The organism is Streptomyces sp. NPDC029216 (assembly GCF_040648015.1).
Classification (GTDB): domain Bacteria; phylum Actinomycetota; class Actinomycetes; order Streptomycetales; family Streptomycetaceae; genus Streptomyces.
The window spans coordinates 44,602-67,663 of the sequence record NZ_JBEZWL010000015.1 but is presented as its reverse complement, the minus strand read 5'-3'; the positions used below and the strand labels follow the sequence as shown (position 1 = coordinate 67,663).

Below are 23,062 nucleotides of genomic sequence, written 5' to 3'. Positions count from 1 at the left end.
CGGACGGCGTACCGGCGGAAGGCGTACCGACGCCGGGTCCCCCGAGAACCGTTCCCCCGACAGCCGGTCCCCCGGTCGCCGGTCCCGCTGGCGGCCGCGCCGCGGTCCGCTCCTCGGTCCGCTCGCCGGTCCTCTCCTCGGGCCGGTCCTCAGGCCGCCGCCCCTGTCCGGGCTGCCCCTGTGTACGGTCCATGACCCCGTCCCCCCGCTCGCGTCGCGCGCTCCGTCGCCGTCTTTCCTACCGCCCGGCCTCGCTCGCGCTGCTTGTCGCCACTGGTCCGGTTTCCGCCCGACCCTAAACGCTGCCGGGTCGCGCCGGTACCGCAGGGGTGCCTCTACCACCGGACCGTTACGTTTTCCGCCCGTACGTGCGGAAGCCGGAACTCCGCAGCTGGCCGGCGGTACGGGGCTCAGTCCTTGCGGCCGGTCGCGGCGACCGCGACCCCGAGGCCGATCATGGTGAGCCCGCCGGCCCCGCCGACGAGGGAGAGCCGGCGCGGGGATCCGGCGAACCAGCCCCGGGTGGTCGCGGCGACGAGCCCCCAGACGCTGTCGGACACGATCGCGATGAGATTGAAGACCAGGCCGAGCAGGAGCATCTGGACGACGACGTGGCCACGCTCGCGGTCGACGAACTGGGGCAGTACGGCGGCGAAGAAGACGATGGTCTTGGGATTGGCCACGCCGACCACGAACCCCTCCCCCAGGGTCCGCAGCCCGCCGTGCGCGGCGGGCGCAGCCCCGGCGAGGGCGGCCTGCAGGGAGCCGCGCCGGCGCACGGCCTTGACGCCCAAGTACACCAGGTACGCGGCGCCGATCAGCTTCAGCGCCGTGAAGACGAGGACCGAGCGCTCGACGACGGACCCGACCCCGAGGGCCACGGCCACGACGAGCACGTACGCCCCGAGCGTGTTCCCGGCCACCGTCGTCAGCGCGGCCCGGCGGCCCTGCGCCAGGGCCCGGCCGATCACGAAGAGCACGCTCGGGCCGGGAATGACGATCAGGAGGAGGGACATGGCCGCGAAGGCCGGCAGTCTGTCGGTGGACACCATGCGTCCATGTAAACCGAGCCCGGTCCGCCCCCGCAGCCCCTTTTCCGCGGCGCGGGCCGCCGTACGCCCGCCGCCCCGATCCGGATCAGACCCGGGGCAGGGAATCCGCTTCCAGCCCGCCCTCGATCGCGAGGATGCGGTGCAGCCGGGTGGCGACGAGCAGCCGCTGCATCCGGTCGGGCACCCCGCGCAGCACCAGTCGCCGGCCGGTCCGGCCGGCCCGCCGGTGGGCTCCCATGATCACGCCGAGTCCGGTCGCGTCCCAGGAGTCGAGTCCGGTCAGGTCGAGCACGAGGTCGCCGTGGCCGTCGTCGAGGGCGGTGTGGAGGGCCGTACGGGCGTCCGCCGCGCTGCGCACGTCGAGGCGGCCCCCGACAGCGAGTTCGGCGTGGTCGCCCCTGATGTGCATGTGTGCTCCCCGGCTGTACTGCGTGCGTGTGGTCCGACGGGTCCGCGGTCGGCCCATGGTCGGCAACTCTCACCGCAACTGACTGCCCCGCGGGCGGTGAAGTTGCCGACCGTGAGCGAACCGATACCTAATTCACCCCGTAGGGTGCGGGGATTCGAACGGTCGTGCTCCGTGCTGGTCGGCGCTCAGTGCTTGTAGAAGCCCTGGCCGCTCTTGCGGCCGATGTCGCCCGCGTCGACCATGCGGCGCATGAGCTCCGGCGGCGCGAACTTCTCGTCCTGGGACTCGGTGTAGATGTTGCTGGTGGCGTGCAGCAGGATGTCCACGCCGGTGAGGTCGGCGGTGGCCAGCGGGCCCATCGCGTGGCCGAAGCCCAGCTTGCAGGCGATGTCGATGTCCTCGGCGGAGGCCACGCCCGATTCGTAGAGCTTCGCGGCCTCGACGACGAGGGCGGAGATCAGGCGGGTGGTGACGAAGCCGGCGACGTCGCGGTTGACGACGATGCAGGTCTTGCCGACGGACTCGGCGAACGCGCGGGTGGCGGCGAGGGTTTCGTCGCTCGTCTTGTAGCCGCGGACCAGCTCGCAGAGCTGCATCATCGGGACGGGCGAGAAGAAGTGCGCGCCGACGACCCGCTCCGGGCGCTTGGTGACCGCCGCGATCTTGGTGATCGGGATGGCGGAGGTGTTGGAGGCCAGGACCGTGTCCTCGCGGACCAGCTCGTCGAGGGTGCGGAAGATCTCGTGCTTGACCTCGATCTTCTCGAAGACGGCCTCGACGACGATGTCCACGTCGGCGACCGCGTCGAAGTCGGTGGTCGTGGTGATGCGGGCGAGGGCCGCCTCGGCGTCCTCGGCCGTCATCTTGCCCTTGGAGACGAACTTGTCGTACGAGGCCTTGATCCCGTCCGTGCCCCGGGTCAGCGCGGCGTCGGTGACGTCCCGCAGGACGACGTCCCAACCCGCCTGAGCGGAGACCTGAGCGATCCCGGAACCCATCAGTCCCGCGCCGATGACGGCGAGCTTCCCAGCCACTGCACACCCCTCGTTGTTCTCAGTACGACCCGGCCTCGTAGCCTCTCCGGCGGAGACTAGCGCCCGTGAGGGGCCCAGTGACCGCGAAGTAACACGCGTCACGTCTCAGATGACGGACATCACACTGACACGGCCCAGCAGTGCGCGGGCCGCCCGCAGTTGGCCCGCACTACCCTGGCGGCATGGTGAACCTCACGCGCATCTACACCCGCACCGGCGACCAGGGGACGACCGCCCTGGGCGACATGAGCCGTACGCGGAAGACGGACCTGCGGATCTCCGCGTACGCCGACGCCAACGAGGCCAACGCCGCCATCGGGACGGCGATCGCGCTGGGCTCGCTGCCGCAGGAGGTCGTCAAGGTCCTGGTCCGCGTGCAGAACGACCTGTTCGACGTCGGCGCCGACCTGTGCACCCCGGTCATGGAGGACCCGCAGTACCCGCCGCTGCGGGTGGAGCAGTTCTACATCGACCGGCTGGAGGCGGACTGCGACGTCTTCAACGAGCGGCTGGAGAAGCTGCGCAGCTTCATCCTCCCCGGCGGCACCCCCGGCGCGGCCCTGCTGCACCAGGCCTGCACGGTGGTGCGGCGGGCCGAGCGCTCGACGTGGGCGGCCCTGGAGGCGCACGGCGAGGTGATGAACCCCCTGACGGCCACCTACCTCAACCGCCTCTCCGACCTCCTGTTCATCCTGGCGCGGACGGCCAACAAGGAGGTCGGGGACGTGCTGTGGGTGCCCGGCGGGGAGCGCTAGCGCTTGGTTCCGGCCAGTTCGGCGTCCTCGTCCGCGCCGGCGTCCGCCTGCGCACCCGCCGGGGCCTTGCGGGGCCAGATCGAGTAGGTCGCGGCGATCAGGGCCTGGATGCCGAGCACCCGCAGCGCGGCGAACTGCCACGCCTGGAGCCCGCTGGTGTCGGCCGCGTCGCCGGCGTACCAGATCCCGGCCTGGAGCAGCCCGAGCGCGACCACCGCGGCGGCCAGGGTCCGGGTCCACAGCTTCCACTCGTGGACGGCGCGGGCCTTGCCGTACTTCGTCCCGGGCGGCTTCGGCCCCCCGGCGAGGCGGTGGGCGGCGTGCCGGTCCAGCCACTTCACGGTGTAGTGCCCGTAGCCGACGGTGTAACCGATGTAGAAGGCCGCGAGCCCGTGCCGCCAGCTCGGCTCGCCGCCGTTCTTCAGGTCGGCGAAGGACACCACCAGCAGCGCCAGCTCCAGCAGCGGCTCGCACAGCAGGACCGCGGCTCCGAGCCGGGGCATCCCGGCGAGGTAGCGCAGGGCCAGTCCGCCGGCCAGCAGCACCCAGAAGCCGACCTCGCAGGCGATGATCAGCGCGACGAGCATGACCGTTCCCCTTCCCCTCGTGGACTCCTCTCCAGGGTTCCGGCCGGCAGGGCCCGCCGCCTCGTCACCAGTGACGAATCCCCGCTGCATCCTTCGATGTAGCCGCGACTCCACCCCACCGCCGACGCCGCACCGGAGCGCCACGTGTTGGATGGGAGCGTGCAGTCCAAGATCTTCCGCCCGCACCGCGACGACGTGCTCCTCGCGGTGGTCAGCGTGCTCGCCGGTCTTCTGCTGTGGTCCCTGGGGGTCTACAGCACCGACAACCGGCACCTCTTCCCCGCCTGGGCGGCCCTGGTGCCGCTGCTGGCCATCGGGCCGATGGAGCTGCTGCGGCGCACCGCCCCCAACCTCACCCTGGCCGTCGGCACGGTGGCGGTGATCGCCGACCAGTTCACCGTGGGCAACCTCGGCACCGTCCTCGTCTTCACCGACCTGATGTACGCGGCCGTCGTCTACGGCAAACCGGCCATGGCCCGGCGGCTGCCGATCACCACCGGCCTGGTCACGGTCGTCGTCACCGTCGTCGCCGTGGCCTGGCTGCGCACCCCGCAGTCCCTGATGATCGGCGTCATCACCGGGATCGTCAGCTTCGGCCCCGCCCTGACCGGCGCCACCCTGCGCAACCACCGCGAGGCCGCCGAGGCCGCCCGGCTGCGCGCCGAGCAGACGGCGCTGCTGGCCGAGATGGACCGTACGCAGGCGGTGGCCGCCGAGCGCGCCCGGATGGCCCGCGAACTGCACGACATGGTCGCCAACCACCTGTCGGCCATCGCCATCCACTCCACCGCCGCGCTGTCCATCGACTCCCCCGCCACCAGCCGCGAGGCCCTCGGGGTGATCCGCGAGAACAGCGTCCAGGGGCTCGCCGAGATGCGCCGCCTGATCGGGCTGCTGCGCGCCGCCGGGGCCGGGCAGGAGCCCGCGCCGGTGCCCTCCCTCGACGGGCTGGAGGCCGTGCTGGAGCGGGCCCGGGCGAACGGCGCCGGCAGCGGGCTGGAGTTCGTCCTGCACGACGCGCGCCCGCCCGGGCCGCCGCTGCCGGCGCCGGTGGAGCTGGCGGCGTACCGGATCGTGCAGGAGTCGCTGACCAACGCCCTCAAGCACGCGGCCGCCGGCACGGTCGCGGTCCGGCTGGCCCGGCGCGACGGGCTGCTGACGGTGGCGGTGGACTCCCCGTACGGGGACCGGCCGGGCCCGCGCGCCCCCGGCTCCGGGGCGGGGCTGACCGGTATGCACGAGCGGACCGAACTGCTCGGCGGTACGTTCACGGCGGGCCCGCGCGGGCCCGTCTGGCAGGTGCGGGCGGAGCTGCCCGCGGAGGACGAGGCGGTTCCGGAGTGAGCATCAGGGTCGTGGTGGCGGAGGACCAGCGGGCGGTACGGGCCGGGCTGGTGCTGATCCTGCGCAGTGCGGGCGACGTCGAGGTGGTGGGCGAGGCGGCCGATGGCGAGGAGGCGGTGCGCCTGGCCCGGGAGCTGCGGCCGGATCTGGTCCTCATGGACGTGCAGATGCCGCTCCTCGACGGGGTCGAGGCCACCCGGCGGGTGGTCGCGGAGGGGCTGGCCGACGTGCTCGTGCTGACCACCTTCGACCTCGACGAGTACGTGTTCGGGGCGCTGCGGGCGGGGGCCGCGGGCTTCCTGCTGAAGGACGCGGAGGCGGCGGAGCTGATCGCGGCGGTGCGGACGGTGGCGCGCGGCGAGGGGCTGATCGCCCCGGCGGTGACGCGGCGGCTGATCGCCGAGTTCGCCGCCCCGCGGACGGTACGGGCCCCGGCGCGGCCGGAGGCGGCCGCGGCGGTGGAGTCGCTGACCCGGCGGGAGCGGGAGGTGCTGGGGGCGCTGGGCGAGGGGCTGTCGAACGCGGAGATCGCCGTACGTCTGGACATGGCGGAGGCCACGGTGAAGACGCACGTCAGCAGGCTGCTGGGAAAGCTGGAGCTGCGCAGCCGGGTCCAAGCGGCCGTACTGGCCCGGGAGTTGGGCATCCAGCCGCCGCCCGGAGGTGAGGTCTGGACCTCTTGACGCTTGGTCCAGACCTTTCTAATCTCACCGCATCACTGTGGTGAGCGTGCCATGACAAAGATCGCTGCCGGGCGGGCTCACGGGCGGCGCAGGTCCCATCCCCAGTGGCAGTCGGGTCCCCCGACGGCCACGGACCTACCGAGGAGCACCCTTGAGCACAGCACCCCCACGACGCATCCGCCTCTTCCGGAGGCTGGCCGCCACCGCGGCCGCCCTCGCCCTTCCCGTCGCCGGCCTCGTCGGCCTGGCCGGGCCCGCGCAGGCCGCCGCCTCCGCGACCGCCACCTACACCAAGGTCTCCGACTGGGGCACCGGCTTCGAGGGCAAGTGGACGGTGAAGAACACCGGCACCACCACCCTCAGCAGCTGGACCGTGGAGTGGGACTACCCCGCCGGCACCCAGGTGACCTCGGCCTGGGACGCCACCGTCACCGGCTCGGGCACCCACTGGACCGCCAAGAACGTCGGCTGGAACGGCACCCTCGCCCCCGGCGCCACCGCCAGCTTCGGCTTCAACGGCAGCGGCCCCGGCGCCCCCTCGGGCTGCAAGGTCAACGGCGGCTCCTGCGAGGGCGGCACCACCCCCGCGGACAACCCGCCCTCAGCCCCCGGCACCCCCACGGCCGGCGGGCTCACGGAGACCTCCCTCACCCTGTCCTGGCCCGCGGCCACCGACGACAAGGGCGTCAAGAACTACGACGTCTACCGCGACGGCACCCGGCTGACCACCGTCACCGGCACCACCTACGGCGACAACGGCCTGACCAAGGGCACCACCTACACCTACACGGTCACCGCCCGCGACACCGCCGACCAGACCGGCCCCGCCTCCGCCCCGCTCTCCGTCACCACCCCCGGCGGCGGCACCGACCCGGGACCCGGTCCCGGCCCCGACCCGGGCGCCAGGGTCAAGCTCGGCTACTTCACCGACTGGGGCGTCTACCAGCGCAACTACCACGTGAAGAACCTGGTCACCTCCGGCACCGCCGCGAAGATCACCCACATCAACTACGCCTTCGGCAACGTCCAGAACGGCAAGTGCACCATCGGTGACTCCTACGCCGACTACGACAAGGCCTACACCGCCGACCAGAGCGTCGACGGCGTCGCCGACACCTGGGACCAGCCCCTGCGCGGCAACTTCAACCAGCTGCGCAAGCTGAAGGCCAAGTACCCGAACATCAAGGTCGTCTACTCCTTCGGCGGCTGGACCTGGTCCGGCGGCTTCGGCCAGGCCGCCCAGAACCCGGCCGCCTTCGCCCAGTCCTGCTACGACCTCGTCGAGGACCCCCGCTGGGCGGACGTCTTCGACGGCATCGACATCGACTGGGAGTACCCGAACGCCTGCGGCCTGTCCTGCGACACCAGCGGGGCCGCCGCCTTCAAGAACCTGATGTCGGCCCTGCGCGCCAAGTTCGGCGCCTCCAACCTGGTCACCGCCGCCATCTCCGCCGACGGGTCCAACGGCGGCAAGCTCGACCTCGCGGACTACGCGGGCGCCGCCCCGTACGTCGACTTCTACAACGTGATGACGTACGACTTCTTCGGCGCGTGGGACGCCAAGGGCCCCACCGCCCCCCACTCCCCGCTGACCTCCTACGCCGGCATCCCGATCGCCGGCTTCAACTCCGAGGCCGCCATCACCAAGCTCAAGGGCAAGGGCATCCCCGGATCCAAGCTCAACCTCGGCATCGGCTTCTACGGCCGCGGCTGGACCGGCGTCACCCAGGACGCCCCCGGCGGCACCGCCACCGGCCCCGCCCCCGGCACGTACGAGCAGGGCATCGAGGACTACAAGGTGCTCAAGACCAGCTGCCCGACCACCGGAACCATCGCCGGAACGGCGTACGCCAGGTGCGGGAGCAACTGGTGGAGCTACGACACCCCCGCCACCATCACCGGGAAGATGACCTGGCTGAAGAACCAGGGGCTCAAGGGAGCCTTCTTCTGGGAGTTCAGCGGCGACACCGCGAACGGCGAGCTCGCCAACGCGATCCACACCGGGCTGCAGTAAAGAGATGAACGAAGCCGGGGAGACGGGTCCGCCCCCGTCTCCCCGGCTTCTTTTACGGCCGTAAACCCTCAGGCCACGTTGACTCTCTGCCCGGGAGGCGCCGCCTCCAGCCAGGCCAGGAACCCGGTCAGCGCGTCCTCGCTCATCGCCAGCTCCAGGCGCGTCCCCTGGTGGGAACAGCCGAGCACGACGGAGTCGGACAGCAGGGCCAGCTCCTCCTCGCCCTGCGGCGCGCGGCGTGCGAGCACCTCGATGGAGGAACGCTCCAGCAGCCGGCGCGGGCGCGGTGAATAGCTGAACACACGGAACCACTCGATGCGGTCACCGCTGTAGCGGGCGACCCCGTACACCCACCCCTTGCCGGAGACGTCGGGCTCCTCGGCCACACCCCAGCGCAGGCTGCAGTCGAAGGTCCCGCCGGAGCGCTGGATGAGTCTGCGGCGCAGCCCGAACACGAACAGCCCGATCACCACCAGGGCTACGACCAGGCCGCTCACAAGCAGAGCGAGGAGCATCTTCACCGACCTCCTCGCTCATCGAAAACCGCACAAACAAAAAGTACGTACATCGCCTCAGCCGCGACCCGCTCCGGAAAATTCCGGAACGGACCGCGGCTGAGGTTTCAAACTCTTCGGTACGGGGCTCAGTGCCCCGCGACCGCACGCAGCCGGACATCGGCGCGACGTTCGGCGGCCGCGTCAGCCTCCGCCTTCGCGCGCTCCAGTGCCCGCTCCGCCCGCTGGACGTCGATCTCGTCCGCGAGCTCGGCGATCTCGGCCAGCAGGGACAGCTTGTTGTCCGCGAACGAGATGAAACCGCCGTGCACCGCGGCGACGACCGTGCCGCCCTCGCTGGTACGGATGGTCACCGGGCCCGATTCCAGCACACCGAGAAGCGGCTGGTGACCGGGCATGACGCCGATGTCGCCGGACGTGGTGCGGGCGACGACCAGGGTGGCCTCACCGGACCAGACATTGCGGTCCGCCGCGACCATCTCGACGTGCAGCTCAGCAGCCAAGGTGGCTCCTCGGGTCACCACCCGGCGGGTCCGCCGGGTGTTGGGTCAAATTCTAATGGGCGTGGAGAGAGGGGCGGGACGCACCCGCCCCTCTCCTGGGGGCATCAGGAGACGCCCAGCTCCTTGGCGTTGGCCTTCAGGTCCTCGATGCCACCGCACATGAAGAACGCCTGCTCGGGGAAGTGGTCGTACTCACCGTCGCAGATCGCGTTGAACGCGGCGATCGACTCGTCGAGCGGAACGTCCGAACCGTCCACGCCGGTGAACTGCTTGGCGACGTGGGTGTTCTGCGACAGGAAGCGCTCGACGCGACGGGCACGGTGGACAACGAGCTTGTCCTCCTCGCCCAGCTCGTCGATACCGAGGATCGCGATGATGTCCTGGAGGTCCTTGTACTTCTGGAGGATCCCCTTGACGCGCATGGCCGCGTTGTAGTGGTCCGCCGCGATGTAGCGGGGGTCCAGGATCCGGGACGTGGAGTCCAGCGGGTCCACGGCCGGGTAGATGCCCTTCTCGGAGATCGGACGGGAGAGAACCGTCGTCGCGTCGAGGTGGGCGAAGGTGGTCGCCGGCGCCGGGTCCGTGAGGTCGTCGGCGGGGACGTAGATCGCCTGCATGGAGGTGATCGAGTGACCACGGGTCGAGGTGATGCGCTCCTGGAGGAGACCCATCTCGTCGGCCAGGTTCGGCTGGTAACCCACCGCGGAGGGCATACGGCCGAGCAGGGTCGAGACCTCGGAACCGGCCTGGGTGTACCGGAAGATGTTGTCGATGAAGAAGAGGACGTCCTGCTTCTGCACATCGCGGAAGTACTCCGCCATGGTCAGACCGGCCAGGGCGACGCGCAGACGGGTGCCCGGGGGCTCGTCCATCTGGCCGAAGACCAGCGCGGTCTTGTCCAGAACGCCGGAGTCCGACATCTCCTCGATGAGGTCGTTGCCCTCACGGGTACGCTCACCGACACCCGCGAACACCGACACACCGTCGTGGTTGTTGGCGACGCGGTAGATCATTTCCTGGATCAGAACGGTCTTGCCGACACCGGCACCACCGAACAGACCGATCTTTCCACCCTTGACGTACGGGGTGAGGAGGTCGATGACCTTGACGCCGGTCTCGAACATCTCGGTCTTCGACTCGAGCTCGTCGAAGTTCGGGGCCTTGCGGTGGATCGCCCAGCGCTCGGTGACCTCGGAGTTGGCCTCCGGGTAGTTGAGCACCTCACCCAGGGTGTTGAAAACCTTGCCCTTGGTGAAGTCACCGACGGGGACGGTGATGCCCTCGCCCGTGTCGGTCACCGGGGCCTGGCGGACCAGACCGTCGGTGGGCTGCATGGAGATGGTGCGGACCATGCCGTCACCCAGGTGCTGGGCGACCTCGAGGGTCAGCGTCTTGAGCGCGCCGTCCTCGGCCGGGTCGGCGACCTGGACCTTGAGCGCGTTGTAGATTTCGGGCATCGCGTCGACGGGGAACTCCACGTCGACGACCGGGCCGATGACCCGGGCGATGCGGCCCGTGGCAGCGGCCGTCTCAACAGAGGTCGTCATTACTTGTCACTCCCCGCGGTCGCGTCGGCCATGGCGCTCGCGCCACCGACGATCTCGCTGATTTCCTGGGTGATTTCGGCCTGGCGGGCCGCGTTGGCAAGCCGGGAGAGGCTCTTGATGAGCTCCCCGGCGTTGTCGGTGGCCGACTTCATCGCGCGGCGGCGGGCGGCGTGCTCGGAAGCGGCCGACTGCAGCAGTGCGTTGTAGATGCGGCTCTCGACGTAGCGCGGCAGCAGGGCGTCGAGGACGTCCTCCGCCGACGGCTCGAACTCGAACAGCGGAAGGATCTCGCCCTTCGCACCGCTCTCCTCCGCAGCCTGGTCGAGGCTGAGCGGCAGCATCCGGCCGTCCACCGCGTTCTGCGTCATCATCGACACGAATTCCGTGAAGACGATGTGCAGCTCGTCGACGCCGCCATCAGCCGTCTCCGTCTGGATGGCCTCGATCAGCGGCGCCGCGACGCGCTTGGCGTCGGCGTAGGCCGGGCTGTCGGTGAAGCCGGTCCACGACTCCGTGACCTTGCGCTCACGGAAGCCGTAGTAGGCGACACCCTTGCGGCCGACGATGTAGCTGTCGACCTCCTTGCCCTCAGCGCGCAGCCGCTCGGTGAGCCGGTCGGCCTGCTTGATGGCGTTCGAGGAGTATCCGCCGGCCAGACCGCGGTCGCTCGTGATGAGCAGGACCGCGGCGCGGGTCGGCGCCTCGACCTCGGTGGTCAGGGCGTGCTTGGTGTTCGAACCGGTCGCCACCGCGGTCACCGCACGGGTGAGCTCGGTCGCGTACGGCATCGACGCCGCCACCTTGCGCTGCGCCTTGACGATGCGCGAGGCGGCGATCATCTCCATCGCCTTGGTGATCTTCTTGGTCGCCGTGATGGCACGGATGCGACGCTTGTAGACCCGGAGCTGCGCTCCCATGAGTCAGGTCCCTTCCGTCGTCACTTGGAGACGTTGACGGCCGGAACGTCCTCGCCCAGGAGCTTTCCGTCCGAGGTCTCGAACTGGCGCTTGAAGGCGGCGATCGCGTCGGCGATCGAGCCCAGCGTGTCGTCCGACATCTTGCCGCCGTCGGCGATGGAGGTGAGGAGGTCCTTGCGCTCGCGGCGCAGGTGCTCCAGCAGCTCCGACTCGAAGCGGCGGATGTCCTCGACCGGGACGTCGTCCATCTTGCCGGTGGTGCCGGCCCAGACGGAGACGACCTGCTCCTCGACGGGCATCGGCTGGTACTGGCCCTGCTTCAGCAGCTCCACCATGCGCTTGCCGCGCTCCAGCGAGGCCTTCGACGCGGCGTCCAGGTCGGAACCGAAGGCGGCGAACGCCTCCAGCTCGCGGTACTGGGCCAGGTCGACGCGAAGACGGCCGGAGACCTGCTTCATCGCCTTGTGCTGGGCGGAACCACCGACGCGGGAGACCGAGATACCGACGTTCAGGGCCGGGCGCTGACCGGCGTTGAACAGGTCGGACTCCAGGAAGCACTGGCCGTCGGTGATGGAGATGACGTTGGTCGGGATGAACGCCGAGACGTCGTTGGCCTTGGTCTCGACGATCGGCAGACCGGTCATCGAACCGGCACCCATGTCGTCGGAGAGCTTCGCGCAGCGCTCCAGCAGACGGGAGTGCAGGTAGAAGACGTCACCCGGGTAGGCCTCACGGCCCGGCGGGCGGCGCAGCAGCAGCGACACGGCGCGGTAGGCGTCGGCCTGCTTCGACAGGTCGTCGAAGATGATCAGGACGTGCTTGCCGGCGTACATCCAGTGCTGACCGATGGCGGAACCGGTGTACGGCGCCAGGTACTTGAAGCCGGCCGGGTCGGACGCCGGGGCGGCGACGATCGTCGTGTACTCGAGCGCGCCGGCCTCTTCCAGGGCGCCGCGAACGGACGCGATGGTCGAGCCCTTCTGGCCGATGGCGACGTAGATGCAGCGGACCTGCTTGTTCACGTCGCCCGAGCGCCAGTTGTCGCGCTGGTTGATGATCGTGTCGACGGCCAGGGCGGTCTTGCCGGTCTGACGGTCACCGATGATCAGCTGACGCTGGCCACGGCCGATCGGCACCATCGCGTCGACGGCCTTGTAGCCGGTCTGCATGGGCTCGTGCACCGACTTACGGACCATGACGCCCGGGGCCTGCAGTTCGAGGGCGCGGCGGCCCTCGGTCGCGATCTCGCCGAGGCCGTCGATCGGGTTGCCGAGCGGGTCGACCACGCGGCCGAGGTAGCCCTCGCCGACGCCTACGGAGAGGACCTCACCGGTGCGCTGCACCGGCTGACCCTCCTCGATACCGCTGAACTCGCCGAGGACGATCGCACCGATCTCGCGCTCCTCGAGGTTGAGGGCGAGACCGAGGGTGCCGTCCTCGAACTTCAGCAGCTCGTTCGCCATGGCGGAGGGCAGGCCCTCCACCTTCGCGATGCCGTCGCCGGCAACGCTGACCGTTCCGACCTCCTCGCGCGAGGCCGCGTCCGGCTGGTACGACTGGACGAAGGTCTCCAGTGCGTCCCGGATCTCCTCCGGCCGGATCGTGAGCTCCGCCATCTGGGTTCCCTGCTCTCCTTGTTGGGCCTGAAGCTTCTTAGGGGTCTGGGGGCGACCCCCAGGAATCTTCTGCAAGTTCTGCACGGCCCAACCGGGCCGCTAGGAATGCTTTGTATCTGTGTGGTGGCGGCTGGTCAGCCGGCCATGCGGCGGGACGCCTCGGCGAGGCGGTCCGCGATGGTGCCGTCGATGACCTCGTCGCCGACCCGCACCGAGATCCCGCCGAGGACCGTGGGGTCCACGTCGAGGTTCAGGTGCATCTGGCGGCCGTACAGCTTGGCCAGCACCGCGCCGAGACGCTGCTTCTGCACGTCGCTGAGCGGGACCGCGCTGGTCACGGTGGCGACCATGCGGTCACGGCGCGCAGCGGCGAGCGTCGAGAGGGACTCGAGGCCCCCCTCAAGGCTACGTCCACGCGGGTGCGTGACGAGACGGACGACCAGGCGCTCGGTGACGGCGTTCACCTTGCCGCCGAGCAGGCTGCGCAGCAGCTCGCTCTTGGCGGAGCCGGTGGCGGCGCGGTCGGTCAGCGCGGCACGCAGCTCGGTGCTGGAGGCGACGATCCGGCCGAAGCGGAACAGTTCGTCCTCGACGTTGTCGAGCGCGTTGGCCTGCTGGGCCGCCGTGAGGTCGGCGGTGGCCGCCAGCTCCTCCAGCGCGTCCACCAGGTCGCGGGACTGCGACCAGCGGGACCGTGCCATGCCGGACACCAGGTCGAGGGTCTCCCCGCCCACCTGGCCGGACAGCAGCCGGCCGACCAGCTCGGCCTTGGCCTCGCCGGACTGCGCCGGGTCCGTGATGACCCGACGCAGCGAGACCTCACGGTCGAGCAGCGCGGTGACGGCTGCCAGCTCACCGGCGAGCTTCGACGCGTCGACGGACGTGTTGTCCGTCAGCGCGTCGAGACGCTCGCGCGCGGAGGCCAGCGCCTCGCGGCTCGCTCCGTTCATCGGGCCGCCTCGGCCTTCTCCTCGAGCTCGCTGAGGAAGCGGTCGATGGTGCGGCTCTGACGGGCGACGTCCTCGAGGGACTCGCCGACGAGCTTGCCGGCCAGGTCGGTGGCGAGCTTGCCGACGTCCTGGCGCAGCGCCTGAGAGGCGGCCTTGCGGTCTGCGGCGATCTGGGCGTGACCGGCAGCGATGATCTCCTCACGCTGCCGCTGGCCCTCTGCGCGCAGTTCTTCCTTGAGCGCAGTGCCCTGCTCCAGCGCTTCCTGGCGCAGGCGCGCGGCCTCGTGCCGGGCCTCGGCGAGCTGGGCCTTGTACTGCTCCAGCACGCTCTGGGCCTCGGTCTGAGCGGCCTCAGCCTTCTCGATACCGCCCTCGATGGCCTCGCGACGCTCGTCCAGAACCTTGTTGATGTTCGGGAGGAGCTTCTTCGCGAGGAAACCGAAGACGATGACGAAGGCGATCAGACCGATGACGAGCTCGGGGATCGGCGGGAAGAGCGGATTCTCCGTCTCTGCCGCGAGAACCATGAGGTTCACATCAGTGCCTTTCGTCTAATGGGCTGTTCGTCGAGGACCGAGGATCAGGAGCTCGGGTAGACGAACGGCATGACCAGACCGATCAGGGCGAGCGCCTCACAGAAGGCGAAGCCGAGGATCTGGTTGGCGCGGATCAGACCGGCAGCCTCGGGCTGGCGGGCGAGGGCCTGGGTGCCGTTACCGAAGATGATGCCGACGCCGACGCCGGGGCCGATGGCCGCGAGACCGTAACCAACGGAGCTGAGGGAGCCGGTGACGGCGGCAAGGGTCTGGGACATGCCAGTTCTTCCTTCTCTTTCACGGACCGGTGGGGGTTGGCCACCGGACGAATACGGGGGGGCTGAGCGGGGGGCGGGCCTGGCTCAGTGGTGCTCGGCGACCGCGCCCTGGATGTAGCTGCAGGCCAGGAGGACGAAGACGTACGCCTGGACGGCCTGGATGAAGAGCTCGAAGGCGGTCATCACGATGACCATCACGAACGACACGCCGGCGTAGGCGATACCGATGCCGTTCAGCAGGTACCAGCTGGCGATCGTGAAGAGCAGCAGCAGGGTGTGGCCGGCGAACATGTTCGCGAACAGTCGGACCGCGTGGGTGAACGGGCGCACCAGGACGTTCGAGAAGAACTCGATGACCATGACGAGCGGCAGGACGCCGCCGAGGCTCTTGTCGTAGCCGGTGAGGTTCTTCAGACCGCCGATGAAGCCGTGGCGCTTGAAGGTCAGCGGCAGCCACACGAAGTAGACCGACAGGGCCAGGATCGCCGGGTACGCGATGATCGAGGTCACCGGGAACTGGGCCACGGGGACGATCGACCAGACGTTCAGGATCCAGACGAAGAAGAACAGCGAGACCATGAAGGGGACGTACTTCTCGCCCTCCTTCTTGCCGAGCGTCTCGTAGACGATGCCGCGGCGCACGAAGTCGTAACCGGCCTCGCCGACCATCTGGAGCTTGCCGGGGACGAGCTTCGGCTTGGCGAAGGCGGCCCAGAAGAAAGCCACGATGATGATCGAGCCCAGGAGGGCCAGCAGCATCGGCTTGTTGAAGTAGACACTGGTCAGACCAGCTTCGCCCCACAGCGGCTCGAAGAGGAACGAGTGCAGGCCCGGGCCGGGGAAGCCACATCCCGAGAAGATGTGACAGTCGGTCTCGAAGGCGAGGACCTGCGTCGGGTCAGCACTCACCGCGGGCTCCTTCAGCGTGGCGCATAGGTAGGGCAACCTCATCGTGTCGGCGCGGCGCACGGCCGCGGTTCGGCACTGGACTGGTGTAACGGGTGTGGGGGCGGCAGTCGGGCATCGAGCCTCGCGATGGACCAGGCGTCAGCTCAGATGCCCGTGCCCGCAGTGCCGCAGTTTGAACCGGACGATAGCAGCATCTCGAACGCACACTTATCCCGGCCCTACCCTTCACGGCTTCGACCCCGGATTTTCGGGCTTTTCCCCATTGGTCGAGTCAGGCTCGACGTAAAGAATCTTGGCCTTCATGTGAGCACGCGTCTGCGCGCCGATCCACACGAGGGTGGTGGCGACGAGCGTGATCGCGAAGGCCCGGGGGTGGAACAGCGTCGTGTTCTTGAACACGGCGAGGAAGACGAAGAGCAGCAGGATCTGAGCCGCGTAGAGCATGAGGCCCATCGCCTGGAACAGATGCGGCAGGGTTTTCGCCGTGCGCTGCAGAACGATGAATCCGATACCCATGAACAGGATCGTGACCACGGTCGCCACGATCGAGCCGACGGCCCCCTTGCCACCGACGACCAGACCGCTGATCACGGCGGCGATGGCGCCGGCGGCAGCGGTGGGTACGGCGGTTTGCAGGAGGGATCGGACGTCGTTTGACCGCATGGCGGTTTGCTCCGCGTGGTGGTGGGGGCACGGACTCGTACGGGAACTCGTACGGGGACGAGCGTAAGCCCGGTCCGAGTGATCGCCTCGGGCCAATGGACCGTCGCACTACGGTCCTTCGGCTCTGTCGCCGGGTTTAGTGAACGGTATCACAAACTATTTGATGAGAGCTTTACCTGTGCGGTGTGCTGACTGTCACACATGAGGGCTAATCCGCCCGTGTGTGCAAGACAGGGCTACCTCTTGTCTGGTAAAGGGCGTTCATGTCGGACATGCGCCCGCCGCGTCAGCGCGCCGAACCCGCCTTACGCCGGTCGGGGAAGCGCGAACGGGGGCCTACCGCTGTCGCGCCGTTGACGCCGGACACACCCGCCGCGATCGGCCGTGCCGGCTCCGGCTCGGTCCCCGTGTCCTCCCGTACCGCCGCCTCGGCCGCGGCGTCCGTGGCCCGCCGGGCGTGCCGGTAGCGCGGCGGGACGAGCCCCTCCGCCCAGCGCGGGGCGCGCGGGGTGAACCGCGGCAGGAGGAGCAGGACGAGGCCCAGGGCGCTCAGCGCGGCGATGCCGAGGACGATCCACATCGAGGCGGAGTTCACCGAGTAGGCCACCGTGCCGAAGGCGATGAGGCCCGACCAGAAATACATGATGAGTACGGCGCGGCTGTGCGAGTGCCCGAGCTCCAGGAGCCGGTGGTGCAGGTGCCCGCGGTCGGCGGCGAAGGGCGACTGGCCCTTCCAGGTGCGCCGCACGATGGCCAGGACGAGGTCCGCCATCGGGATCGCGATGATCGTCAGGGGCAGCAGCAGCGGGATGAAGACCGGCAGCATCGCGTGCGTGGCGTTGCGCTCGCCGCCCACGAACAGGGCCATGGTGTCGGGGTCCACCTGCCCGGTGATCGAGATGGCCGAGGCGGCCAGCACCAGGCCGATCAGCATCGAGCCGGAGTCGCCCATGAAGATCCGCGCGGGGTGCATGTTGTGCGGCAGGAAGCCCAGGCACATGCCCATCAGGATGGCGGCGAAGAGCGTCGCGGGGGCCGCCGGCTCGATCCCGTAGCCGAACCAGATGCGGTAGCTGTAGAGGAAGAACGCGCAGGTGGCGATGCAGACCATGCCGGCGGCCAGGCCGTCGAGGCCGTCGACGAAGTTCACCGCGTTGATGGTGATCACCACCAGGGCCACGGTGAGCAGGGTGCCCTGCCACTGGGTCAGCGCGACGGTGCCGATGCCCGGAACCGGAATCCACAGGATGGTCAGACCCTGCATGACCATCACACCGGCGGCGATCATCTGGGCGCCGAGCTTGATCAGCGCGTCCAGCTCGAACTTGTCGTCGAGGACACCGACGAGCCAGATCAGCGCGGCGCCGGAGAGCAGGGCCCTGGGCTCGTTGGAGCGTTCGAAGACCCCGTTGAGGCTCTGCAGGTGGTCGGCGATCAGCAGGCCCGCGCACAGGCCGCCGAACATGGCGATGCCGCCCAGCCGGGGGGTGGGCTCGCGGTGCACATCGCGGGCGCGGATCTCCGGCATCGCGCCCGCCGCGATCGCGAACTTCCGGACGGGCCCGGTCAGCAGGTAGGTCACCGCGACCGTGACGCAAAGCGTCAGCAGATATTCACGCACTGGCTGCCCCAGATGTATCGCCGGCCATCTCAGCCCCACACATTAGCCGCGATGCACACGGGGACGAGGACGCGCGGAGCCCTCGTTCCGGTTGCACTACGGGACTCTCGTCCCGATTACGCCACGTACGGGGGAAATCGCCCGGTCAGCTCGGCCACCTCGGTGCGGGTCCCGGCCGCCTCCCCCCGCAGCGCGGCGGCGAACAGCTCCGCGATCCGGCCCATTTCCGGCTCCCCCATCCCCTGCGTGGTCACCGCCGCGGTGCCCAGGCGGATCCCGCGCTGGTCCCCGTACGGCAGGGCACAGGTGTCGAGGACGATCCCGGCGGCGGCCAGCCGTCCGCGCGCGGCCGGTCCGTCGAGGCCGAGCGGGGCGGGGTCGGCGCTGATCAGGTGGGTGTCGGTGCCGCCGGTGGTGACGTCCAGGCCGTGCGCCCGGAGGTACTCGGCGAGGGCCCGGGCGTTGGCGACGACCTTGTGCGCGTACCGGGTGAAGGCCGGGCCGGCCGCCTCCCCGAAGGCCACCGCCTTGGCGGCGATGGTGTGCATCTGGGCGCCGCCCTGGGTGAAGGGGAACACCGCCCGGTCGACGCGCTCCGCGAACTCGGCCCCGCACAGCACCATCCCGCCGCGCGGGCCGCGCAGCACCTTGTGGGTGGTCGCGCAGACCACGTCGGCGTACGGCACGGGGCTGGGCGCCGCCCCTCCCGCGACGAGCCCGATGGGATGGGCGGCGTCGGCGATGAGATAGGCCCCGACCTCGTCGGCGATCTCGCGGAACGCGGAGTACTCCAGGTGCCGCGGGTAGGAGATGGACCCGCACACGATGGCCCTGGGCCGGTGCGCCCGGGCGAGCTGCTGCACCTGCTCGTAGTCGACCAGCCCGCTCTCGGCGTCGACCCCGTAGCCCACGAAGTCGAACCACCGCCCGGAGAAGTTGGCGGGCGAACCGTGCGTGAGGTGCCCGCCGTACGCGAGCCCCATGGCCAGGACCGTGTCGCCGGGCCGCAGCAGGGCGGCGTACGCGGCCAGTACGGCGGAGGATCCGGAGTGCGGCTGCACGTTGGCGTGCTCGACGCCGAACAGCGCCTTGGCCCGCTCCTGGGCCACCCGCTCGGCCAGATCGGCGTACTCGCACCCCCCGTGGTGGCGGGCGCCGGGATAGCCCTCGGCGTACTTGTTGGCGAGCGGCGAGCCCAGGGCGGCGAGGACGGCGGGCGAGGTGAAGTTCTCGGCGGCGCTCATCTGCAGCGTCGTGCTCTGCCGCTGCCGCTCCCCGTCGAGGATGTCGGCCAGCTGCGGGTCCTGCGTCCGCAGCACGTCCGTGGCCCGCTCAGTGGTGACGCTCATGGCGCGACTCCCGCGCAGTGGGGGTACCGGTACCAGCCACTGTAGGCCGGACCCCGCGTTCACGCCCCGCGGAGCCGGCCCCGGAGGGTCAGCGCGACCCGGTGACGCCCGTCAGGGCCGTGACCACCGGGTCCAGCGCCTGGTTGATCTCGTCGCCGATCGACCGGAAGAAGGTGATCGGTGCGCCGTACGGGTCGTACACCTCGTCCGCGTCGGCGGAGGGGGCGAGCAGCCACCCCCGGAGGGCCGCGGCGGCCCGCACCAGGGCTCGCGCCCGTTCCGCCATGCCGTCGTCCAGCGGCGGCAGGGTCGCCGGGTCTATGGCCCGCACCAGCCGCGTGAACTCCTTCAGCGTGAAGGTCCGCAGTCCCGCCGAGTGCCCCATGGAGATGACCTGCGCCCGGTGGTCCCGGGTGGCGGTCAGCACCAGGTCGGCCCGTATGACGTGCTCGTCGAGCAGCTCCCGCCCGGTGAACCCCGAGGCGTCGGCCCCGAAGTCCGCCAGTACGGCCGCCGCGTTGGCCTCCATCGGCGCGCCCTCGTGGCCCCAGGTGCCCGCGCTCTCCACGATCAGGCCGCCCGGCGCCAGCCCCAGCACGCCCAGCCGGTGCGCGAGCGCGTGCCGCGTCAGCCGCTCGGTGATGGGCGAGCGGCACACGTTCCCGGTGCTGACGTGGAGTATGCGGAAGGTGTCTCCCTTGGCTATGCCACGCCCCTGAGGGCTCACGGAGCGACCTCAAGGTCGGGTACGACCTCCCGCAGCTGCTCGGCGGTCAGCGCGCCCTCACGCAGCAGCACGGGAACCTTCCCGGTGACGTCGACGATCGACGACGGCAGGGTGCTCGGGGTCGGCCCGCCGTCCAGGTACACGGACACGGAGTCGCCCAGCATGGCGCGCGCCGCGTCGCAGTCCTCCGGCGCCGGGTGCCCGGACAGGTTCGCCGAGGACACCGCCATCGGGCCGACCTCGGTCAGCAGCTCGATCGCGACGGGGTGCAGCGGCATGCGCACGGCCACGGTCCCGCGGGTCTCCCCCAGGTCCCAGGCCAGCGACGGCTGGTGCTTGGCGACGAGCGTGAGCCCGCCCGGCCAGAAGGCGTCGACGAGCTCCCACGCCTGCTCGGAGAAGTCCGTGACGAGGCCGTGCAGGGTGTTCGGGGAGCCGATGAGCACCGGGGTGGGCATGTTCCGGCCGCGGCCCTTGGCGGCCAGCAGGTCGCCGACGGCCTCGGCGCTGAAGGCGTCCGCGCCGATCCCGTAGAGGGTGTCGGTGGGCAGCACGACGAGCTCGCCACGGCGCACTGCGGAGGCCGCTTCGCGCAGGCCCGTCTTGCGGTCCGTCGCGTCGTTGCAGTCGTATCGCCGGGCCATCAGCGGGCCTCCTCGTGCAGCGGGGTGGTGTCGTCGGTCATCGGGGTCGCGGGCGTCACGGCATGGCCTTGCGGGCGGTCGCGAAGCGCGGGCGGTTGTTCAGGTCGGGGTGGTCGGCGGCGTCGGCCCAGCCCCGCTCGTCGGCGAAGATCCACGGCACCTGGCCGCCCTGGGTGTCGGCGTGCTCGATCACGACGATGCCGCCGGGCCGCAGCAGGCGGTGGGCGGTGCGCTCGATCCCGCGGATGGTGTCGAGGCCGTCCTCGCCGGAGAACAGCGCCATCTCGGGGTCGTGGTCGCGGGCCTCGGGGGCCACGTACTCCCACTCGGTGAGCGGGATGTACGGCGGGTTGGAGATGACGAGGTCGACCTGGCCGTCCAGCTCGGGCAGCGCGGTCAGGGCGTCGCCCTGGTGGACGGTGACCCGGGAGCCTTCGGCGTTCTTGCGGGTCCACCGCAGGGCGTCCTCGGACAGCTCCACGGCGTGCACGCGCGAGCGCGGCACCTCCTGCGCCATGGCGAGCGCGATCGCGCCGGAGCCGGTGCACAGGTCCACGATCAGCGGCTCGACCACGTCCATGGCCCGGACGGCGTGTATGGCCCAGTCCACGACCGACTCGGTCTCGGGCCGGGGCACGAACACCCCGGGGCCAACCTGGAGCTCCAGGTAGCGGAAGAAGGCCCGGCCGGTGATGTGCTGGAGCGGCTCGCGCGCCTCACGGCGGGCGACGGCCTCCCAGTAGCGGGCGTCGAAGTCGGCGTCCTTGACGTGGTGCAGTTCCCCCCGCTTGACGCCGTGCACGAAGGCCGCGAGCTCCTCCGCGTCGAAACGCGGTGAGGGCACGCCGGCGGCGGCCAGCCGCTGGGTGGCCTGGGCCACCTCGGCAAGCAGCAAATTCACGCTGGTCCTCCGGGCTGCTGTCGTACGGGGGGGTGGTGCGGGGTTCGTCAGTGCGCGGCCGCGAGCTTCGCCGCGGAGTCGGTGTCGACGCAGGCCTGGATGACCGAGTCGAGGTCGCCGTCGAGCACCTGGTCCAAGTTGTACGCCTTGAAACCGGTGCGGTGGTCCGAGATCCGGTTTTCCGGGAAGTTGTACGTACGGATCTTCTCGGAACGGTCCACGGTGCGCACCTGGCTGCGGCGCACGTCGGAGGCCTCCTGCTCGGCGGCTTCCTGGGCGGCGGCCAGCAGGCGCGAGCGCAGGATGCGCATGGCCTGCTCCTTGTTCTGGAGCTGGCTCTTCTCGTTCTGGCAGGAGGCGACCACACCGGTCGGGAGGTGCGTGATGCGCACGGCCGAGTCGGTGGTGTTGACGGACTGGCCGCCGGGGCCGGAGGAGCGGTACACGTCGATGCGGAGGTCGTTCGGGTTGATCTCGACCTCGACCTCCTCGGCCTCCGGGGTGACGAGCACGCCGGCGGCGGAGGTGTGGATGCGGCCCTGGGACTCGGTGGCCGGGACGCGCTGGACGCGGTGGACGCCGCCCTCGTACTTCATCCGGGCCCACACGCCTTGGCCGGGCTCGGTGGCGCCGTTGCCGCCCTTGGTGCGGACGGAGACCTGGACGTCCTTGTAGCCGCCCAGCTCGGACTCGGTGGAGTCGATGATCTCGGTCTTCCAGCCCACGCGCTCGGCGTAGCGCAGGTACATGCGCAGCAGGTCACCGGCGAACAGGGCGGACTCGTCGCCGCCGGCGCCCGCCTTGATCTCCAGCAGCACGTCCTTGTCGTCGCTGGGGTCGCGCGGGACGAGCAGCAGGCGGAGCTTCTCGGTGAGCTCCTCGCGCTGCGCGCTCATTTCCTTGACCTCGGCGGCGAAGTCGGGGTCGTCGGCCGCCAGCTCCTTGGCCGTCTCGATGTCCTCGGCCGACTGCTTCCACGCACGGAAGGTCGCGACGATCGGGGTCAGCTCCGCGTAGCGCTTGTTCAGCTTGCGCGCGTTCGCCTGATCGGAGTGGACCGAAGGGTCGGCGAGCTTCTTCTCAAGATCGGCGTGCTCGCCGACCAGTTCCTCGACCGCCTCGAACATCGGATGCTCCTGTGGTGAAAAAATCAAAAATGGGCTGGGCTGGCTGAACGACGACAAAGGCGCCGGTCCGGCCGCCCCCGCGTGATCAGGGGGCGGCCGTTGACCGGCGCCTGGGTCGCGCTACTTCTTGGCCGCACCCTTGCCGAAGCGGGCCTCGAAGCGGGCCACACGGCCACCGGTGTCGAGGATCTTCTGCTTGCCCGTGTAGAACGGGTGGCACTCGGAGCAGACCTCGGCACGGATGGTGCCCTCGGTCAGGGTGCTGCGGGTGGTGAACGACGCGCCACAGGTGCAGCTGACCTGGGTCTCGACGTACTCGGGGTGAACATCGCGCTTCAAGGTGTCTCCTAGATTCGGGAGGGCGCCGGGTCGCAGGAGCCG

25 protein-coding genes are annotated in these 23,062 nt (G+C 70.2%); 4 read left to right on the top strand and 21 right to left on the bottom strand.

The window, feature by feature from the left end; translation table 11 throughout:
• Positions 1-410: 410 nt before the first annotated feature.
• The 3 genes from AB0F18_RS08955 to AB0F18_RS08945 form a co-directional block, all read right to left on the bottom strand.
• Complete coding sequence (locus AB0F18_RS08955) at positions 411-1,052, bottom strand: LysE family translocator (RefSeq protein WP_362056493.1); 642 nt, start codon at positions 1,050-1,052, stop codon at positions 411-413.
• A gap of 85 nt (positions 1,053-1,137) precedes the next feature.
• The gene (locus tag AB0F18_RS08950; RefSeq protein WP_362056491.1) at positions 1,138-1,461 is read right to left on the bottom strand and encodes an STAS domain-containing protein; all 324 of its coding nucleotides are present in this window, start codon (positions 1,459-1,461) and stop codon (positions 1,138-1,140) included.
• A 185-nt stretch (positions 1,462-1,646) separates the two neighbouring features.
• Positions 1,647-2,495 (bottom strand): 3-hydroxyacyl-CoA dehydrogenase family protein, encoded by an 849-nt coding sequence (locus AB0F18_RS08945; RefSeq protein WP_362056489.1) that lies wholly within the window; start codon positions 2,493-2,495, stop codon positions 1,647-1,649.
• Positions 2,496-2,677: 182 nt separating this feature from the next.
• Here AB0F18_RS08945 and AB0F18_RS08940 point away from each other — a divergent pair, with 182 nt between their 5' ends.
• Entirely contained in the window at positions 2,678-3,250 is a 573-nt protein-coding gene (locus tag AB0F18_RS08940) for a cob(I)yrinic acid a,c-diamide adenosyltransferase (protein ID WP_362056487.1), read from the top strand.
• On the opposite strand, the gene AB0F18_RS08935 is transcribed toward AB0F18_RS08940, so the two are convergent.
• On the bottom strand, positions 3,247-3,837 hold the full coding sequence (locus AB0F18_RS08935) for a hypothetical protein (protein ID WP_362056485.1): 591 nt from the start codon (positions 3,835-3,837) through the stop codon (positions 3,247-3,249). The genes AB0F18_RS08940 and AB0F18_RS08935 overlap by 4 nt on opposite strands.
• A 159-nt stretch (positions 3,838-3,996) precedes the next feature.
• On the opposite strand from AB0F18_RS08935, the gene AB0F18_RS08930 reads away from it, so the two are divergent.
• From AB0F18_RS08930 to AB0F18_RS08920, 3 genes are all read left to right on the top strand, one after another.
• On the top strand, positions 3,997-5,181 hold the full coding sequence (locus AB0F18_RS08930; RefSeq protein ID WP_362056483.1) for a histidine kinase: 1,185 nt from the start codon (positions 3,997-3,999) through the stop codon (positions 5,179-5,181).
• On the top strand, positions 5,178-5,864 hold the full coding sequence (locus AB0F18_RS08925; RefSeq protein ID WP_362056481.1) for a response regulator transcription factor: 687 nt from the start codon (positions 5,178-5,180) through the stop codon (positions 5,862-5,864). The genes AB0F18_RS08930 and AB0F18_RS08925 overlap by 4 nt, the downstream gene beginning before the upstream one ends.
• A 151-nt stretch (positions 5,865-6,015) precedes the next feature.
• Complete coding sequence (locus AB0F18_RS08920) at positions 6,016-7,878, top strand: glycoside hydrolase family 18 chitinase (protein WP_362056479.1); 1,863 nt, start codon at positions 6,016-6,018, stop codon at positions 7,876-7,878.
• 68 nt (positions 7,879-7,946) lie between these two features.
• Here AB0F18_RS08920 and AB0F18_RS08915 read toward each other — a convergent pair whose 3' ends face one another.
• The 17 genes from AB0F18_RS08915 to rpmE all read right to left on the bottom strand — a co-directional run bounded on the left by AB0F18_RS08915 (position 7,947) and on the right by rpmE (position 23,020).
• Positions 7,947-8,393 carry a DUF2550 domain-containing protein gene (locus AB0F18_RS08915; RefSeq protein ID WP_362056477.1) on the bottom strand — a complete coding sequence of 149 codons (447 nt, stop codon included), beginning with the start codon at positions 8,391-8,393 and terminating at the stop codon, positions 7,947-7,949.
• 128 nt (positions 8,394-8,521) lie between these two features.
• Positions 8,522-8,896 (bottom strand): F0F1 ATP synthase subunit epsilon, encoded by a 375-nt coding sequence (locus tag AB0F18_RS08910; protein ID WP_362056475.1) that lies wholly within the window; start codon positions 8,894-8,896, stop codon positions 8,522-8,524.
• 104 nt (positions 8,897-9,000) lie between these two features.
• Positions 9,001-10,443 (bottom strand): F0F1 ATP synthase subunit beta, encoded by a 1,443-nt coding sequence (gene atpD / locus AB0F18_RS08905; RefSeq protein WP_362056473.1) that lies wholly within the window; start codon positions 10,441-10,443, stop codon positions 9,001-9,003.
• Complete coding sequence (locus tag AB0F18_RS08900) at positions 10,443-11,360, bottom strand: F0F1 ATP synthase subunit gamma (protein WP_362056471.1); 918 nt, start codon at positions 11,358-11,360, stop codon at positions 10,443-10,445. Before AB0F18_RS08900 ends, atpD begins: the two co-directional genes overlap by 1 nt.
• Before the next feature lie 20 nt (positions 11,361-11,380).
• On the bottom strand, positions 11,381-12,976 hold the full coding sequence (gene atpA / locus AB0F18_RS08895; protein ID WP_079429789.1) for a F0F1 ATP synthase subunit alpha: 1,596 nt from the start codon (positions 12,974-12,976) through the stop codon (positions 11,381-11,383).
• Positions 12,977-13,110: 134 nt separating this feature from the next.
• On the bottom strand, positions 13,111-13,926 hold the full coding sequence (locus tag AB0F18_RS08890; RefSeq protein ID WP_362056469.1) for a F0F1 ATP synthase subunit delta: 816 nt from the start codon (positions 13,924-13,926) through the stop codon (positions 13,111-13,113).
• Positions 13,923-14,453: a F0F1 ATP synthase subunit B gene (locus AB0F18_RS08885; RefSeq protein ID WP_358892454.1), complete on the bottom strand. Its 531-nt coding sequence runs from the start codon at positions 14,451-14,453 to the stop codon at positions 13,923-13,925. Before AB0F18_RS08885 ends, AB0F18_RS08890 begins: the two co-directional genes overlap by 4 nt.
• A 53-nt stretch (positions 14,454-14,506) precedes the next feature.
• Positions 14,507-14,740: an ATP synthase F0 subunit C gene (atpE, locus tag AB0F18_RS08880; protein ID WP_007266589.1), complete on the bottom strand. Its 234-nt coding sequence runs from the start codon at positions 14,738-14,740 to the stop codon at positions 14,507-14,509.
• A gap of 84 nt (positions 14,741-14,824) precedes the next feature.
• Positions 14,825-15,664 carry a F0F1 ATP synthase subunit A gene (atpB, locus tag AB0F18_RS08875; protein WP_362056537.1) on the bottom strand — a complete coding sequence of 280 codons (840 nt, stop codon included), beginning with the start codon at positions 15,662-15,664 and terminating at the stop codon, positions 14,825-14,827.
• Between the two features lie 210 nt (positions 15,665-15,874).
• Positions 15,875-16,312 carry a hypothetical protein gene (locus AB0F18_RS08870; protein ID WP_362056466.1) on the bottom strand — a complete coding sequence of 146 codons (438 nt, stop codon included), beginning with the start codon at positions 16,310-16,312 and terminating at the stop codon, positions 15,875-15,877.
• 286 nt (positions 16,313-16,598) lie between these two features.
• On the bottom strand, positions 16,599-17,933 hold the full coding sequence (locus AB0F18_RS08865) for an MraY family glycosyltransferase (RefSeq protein WP_362056464.1): 1,335 nt from the start codon (positions 17,931-17,933) through the stop codon (positions 16,599-16,601).
• Positions 17,934-18,049: 116 nt separating this feature from the next.
• Complete coding sequence (gene glyA, locus AB0F18_RS08860; RefSeq protein WP_362056463.1) at positions 18,050-19,282, bottom strand: serine hydroxymethyltransferase; 1,233 nt, start codon at positions 19,280-19,282, stop codon at positions 18,050-18,052.
• 88 nt (positions 19,283-19,370) lie between these two features.
• On the bottom strand, positions 19,371-20,009 hold the full coding sequence (locus AB0F18_RS08855; RefSeq protein WP_362056461.1) for a protein-tyrosine-phosphatase: 639 nt from the start codon (positions 20,007-20,009) through the stop codon (positions 19,371-19,373).
• On the bottom strand, positions 20,006-20,653 hold the full coding sequence (locus AB0F18_RS08850; protein WP_079429782.1) for an L-threonylcarbamoyladenylate synthase: 648 nt from the start codon (positions 20,651-20,653) through the stop codon (positions 20,006-20,008). Before AB0F18_RS08850 ends, AB0F18_RS08855 begins: the two co-directional genes overlap by 4 nt.
• A 55-nt stretch (positions 20,654-20,708) precedes the next feature.
• The gene (prmC, locus tag AB0F18_RS08845; protein WP_007266582.1) at positions 20,709-21,554 is read right to left on the bottom strand and encodes a peptide chain release factor N(5)-glutamine methyltransferase; all 846 of its coding nucleotides are present in this window, start codon (positions 21,552-21,554) and stop codon (positions 20,709-20,711) included.
• A gap of 47 nt (positions 21,555-21,601) precedes the next feature.
• On the bottom strand, positions 21,602-22,681 hold the full coding sequence (gene prfA, locus AB0F18_RS08840; RefSeq protein ID WP_362056459.1) for a peptide chain release factor 1: 1,080 nt from the start codon (positions 22,679-22,681) through the stop codon (positions 21,602-21,604).
• 120 nt (positions 22,682-22,801) lie between these two features.
• A complete protein-coding gene (rpmE, locus tag AB0F18_RS08835; RefSeq protein ID WP_007266580.1) occupies positions 22,802-23,020 on the bottom strand; it encodes a 50S ribosomal protein L31 in 219 nt (72 codons plus the stop codon).
• Positions 23,021-23,062: the final 42 nt, after the last annotated feature.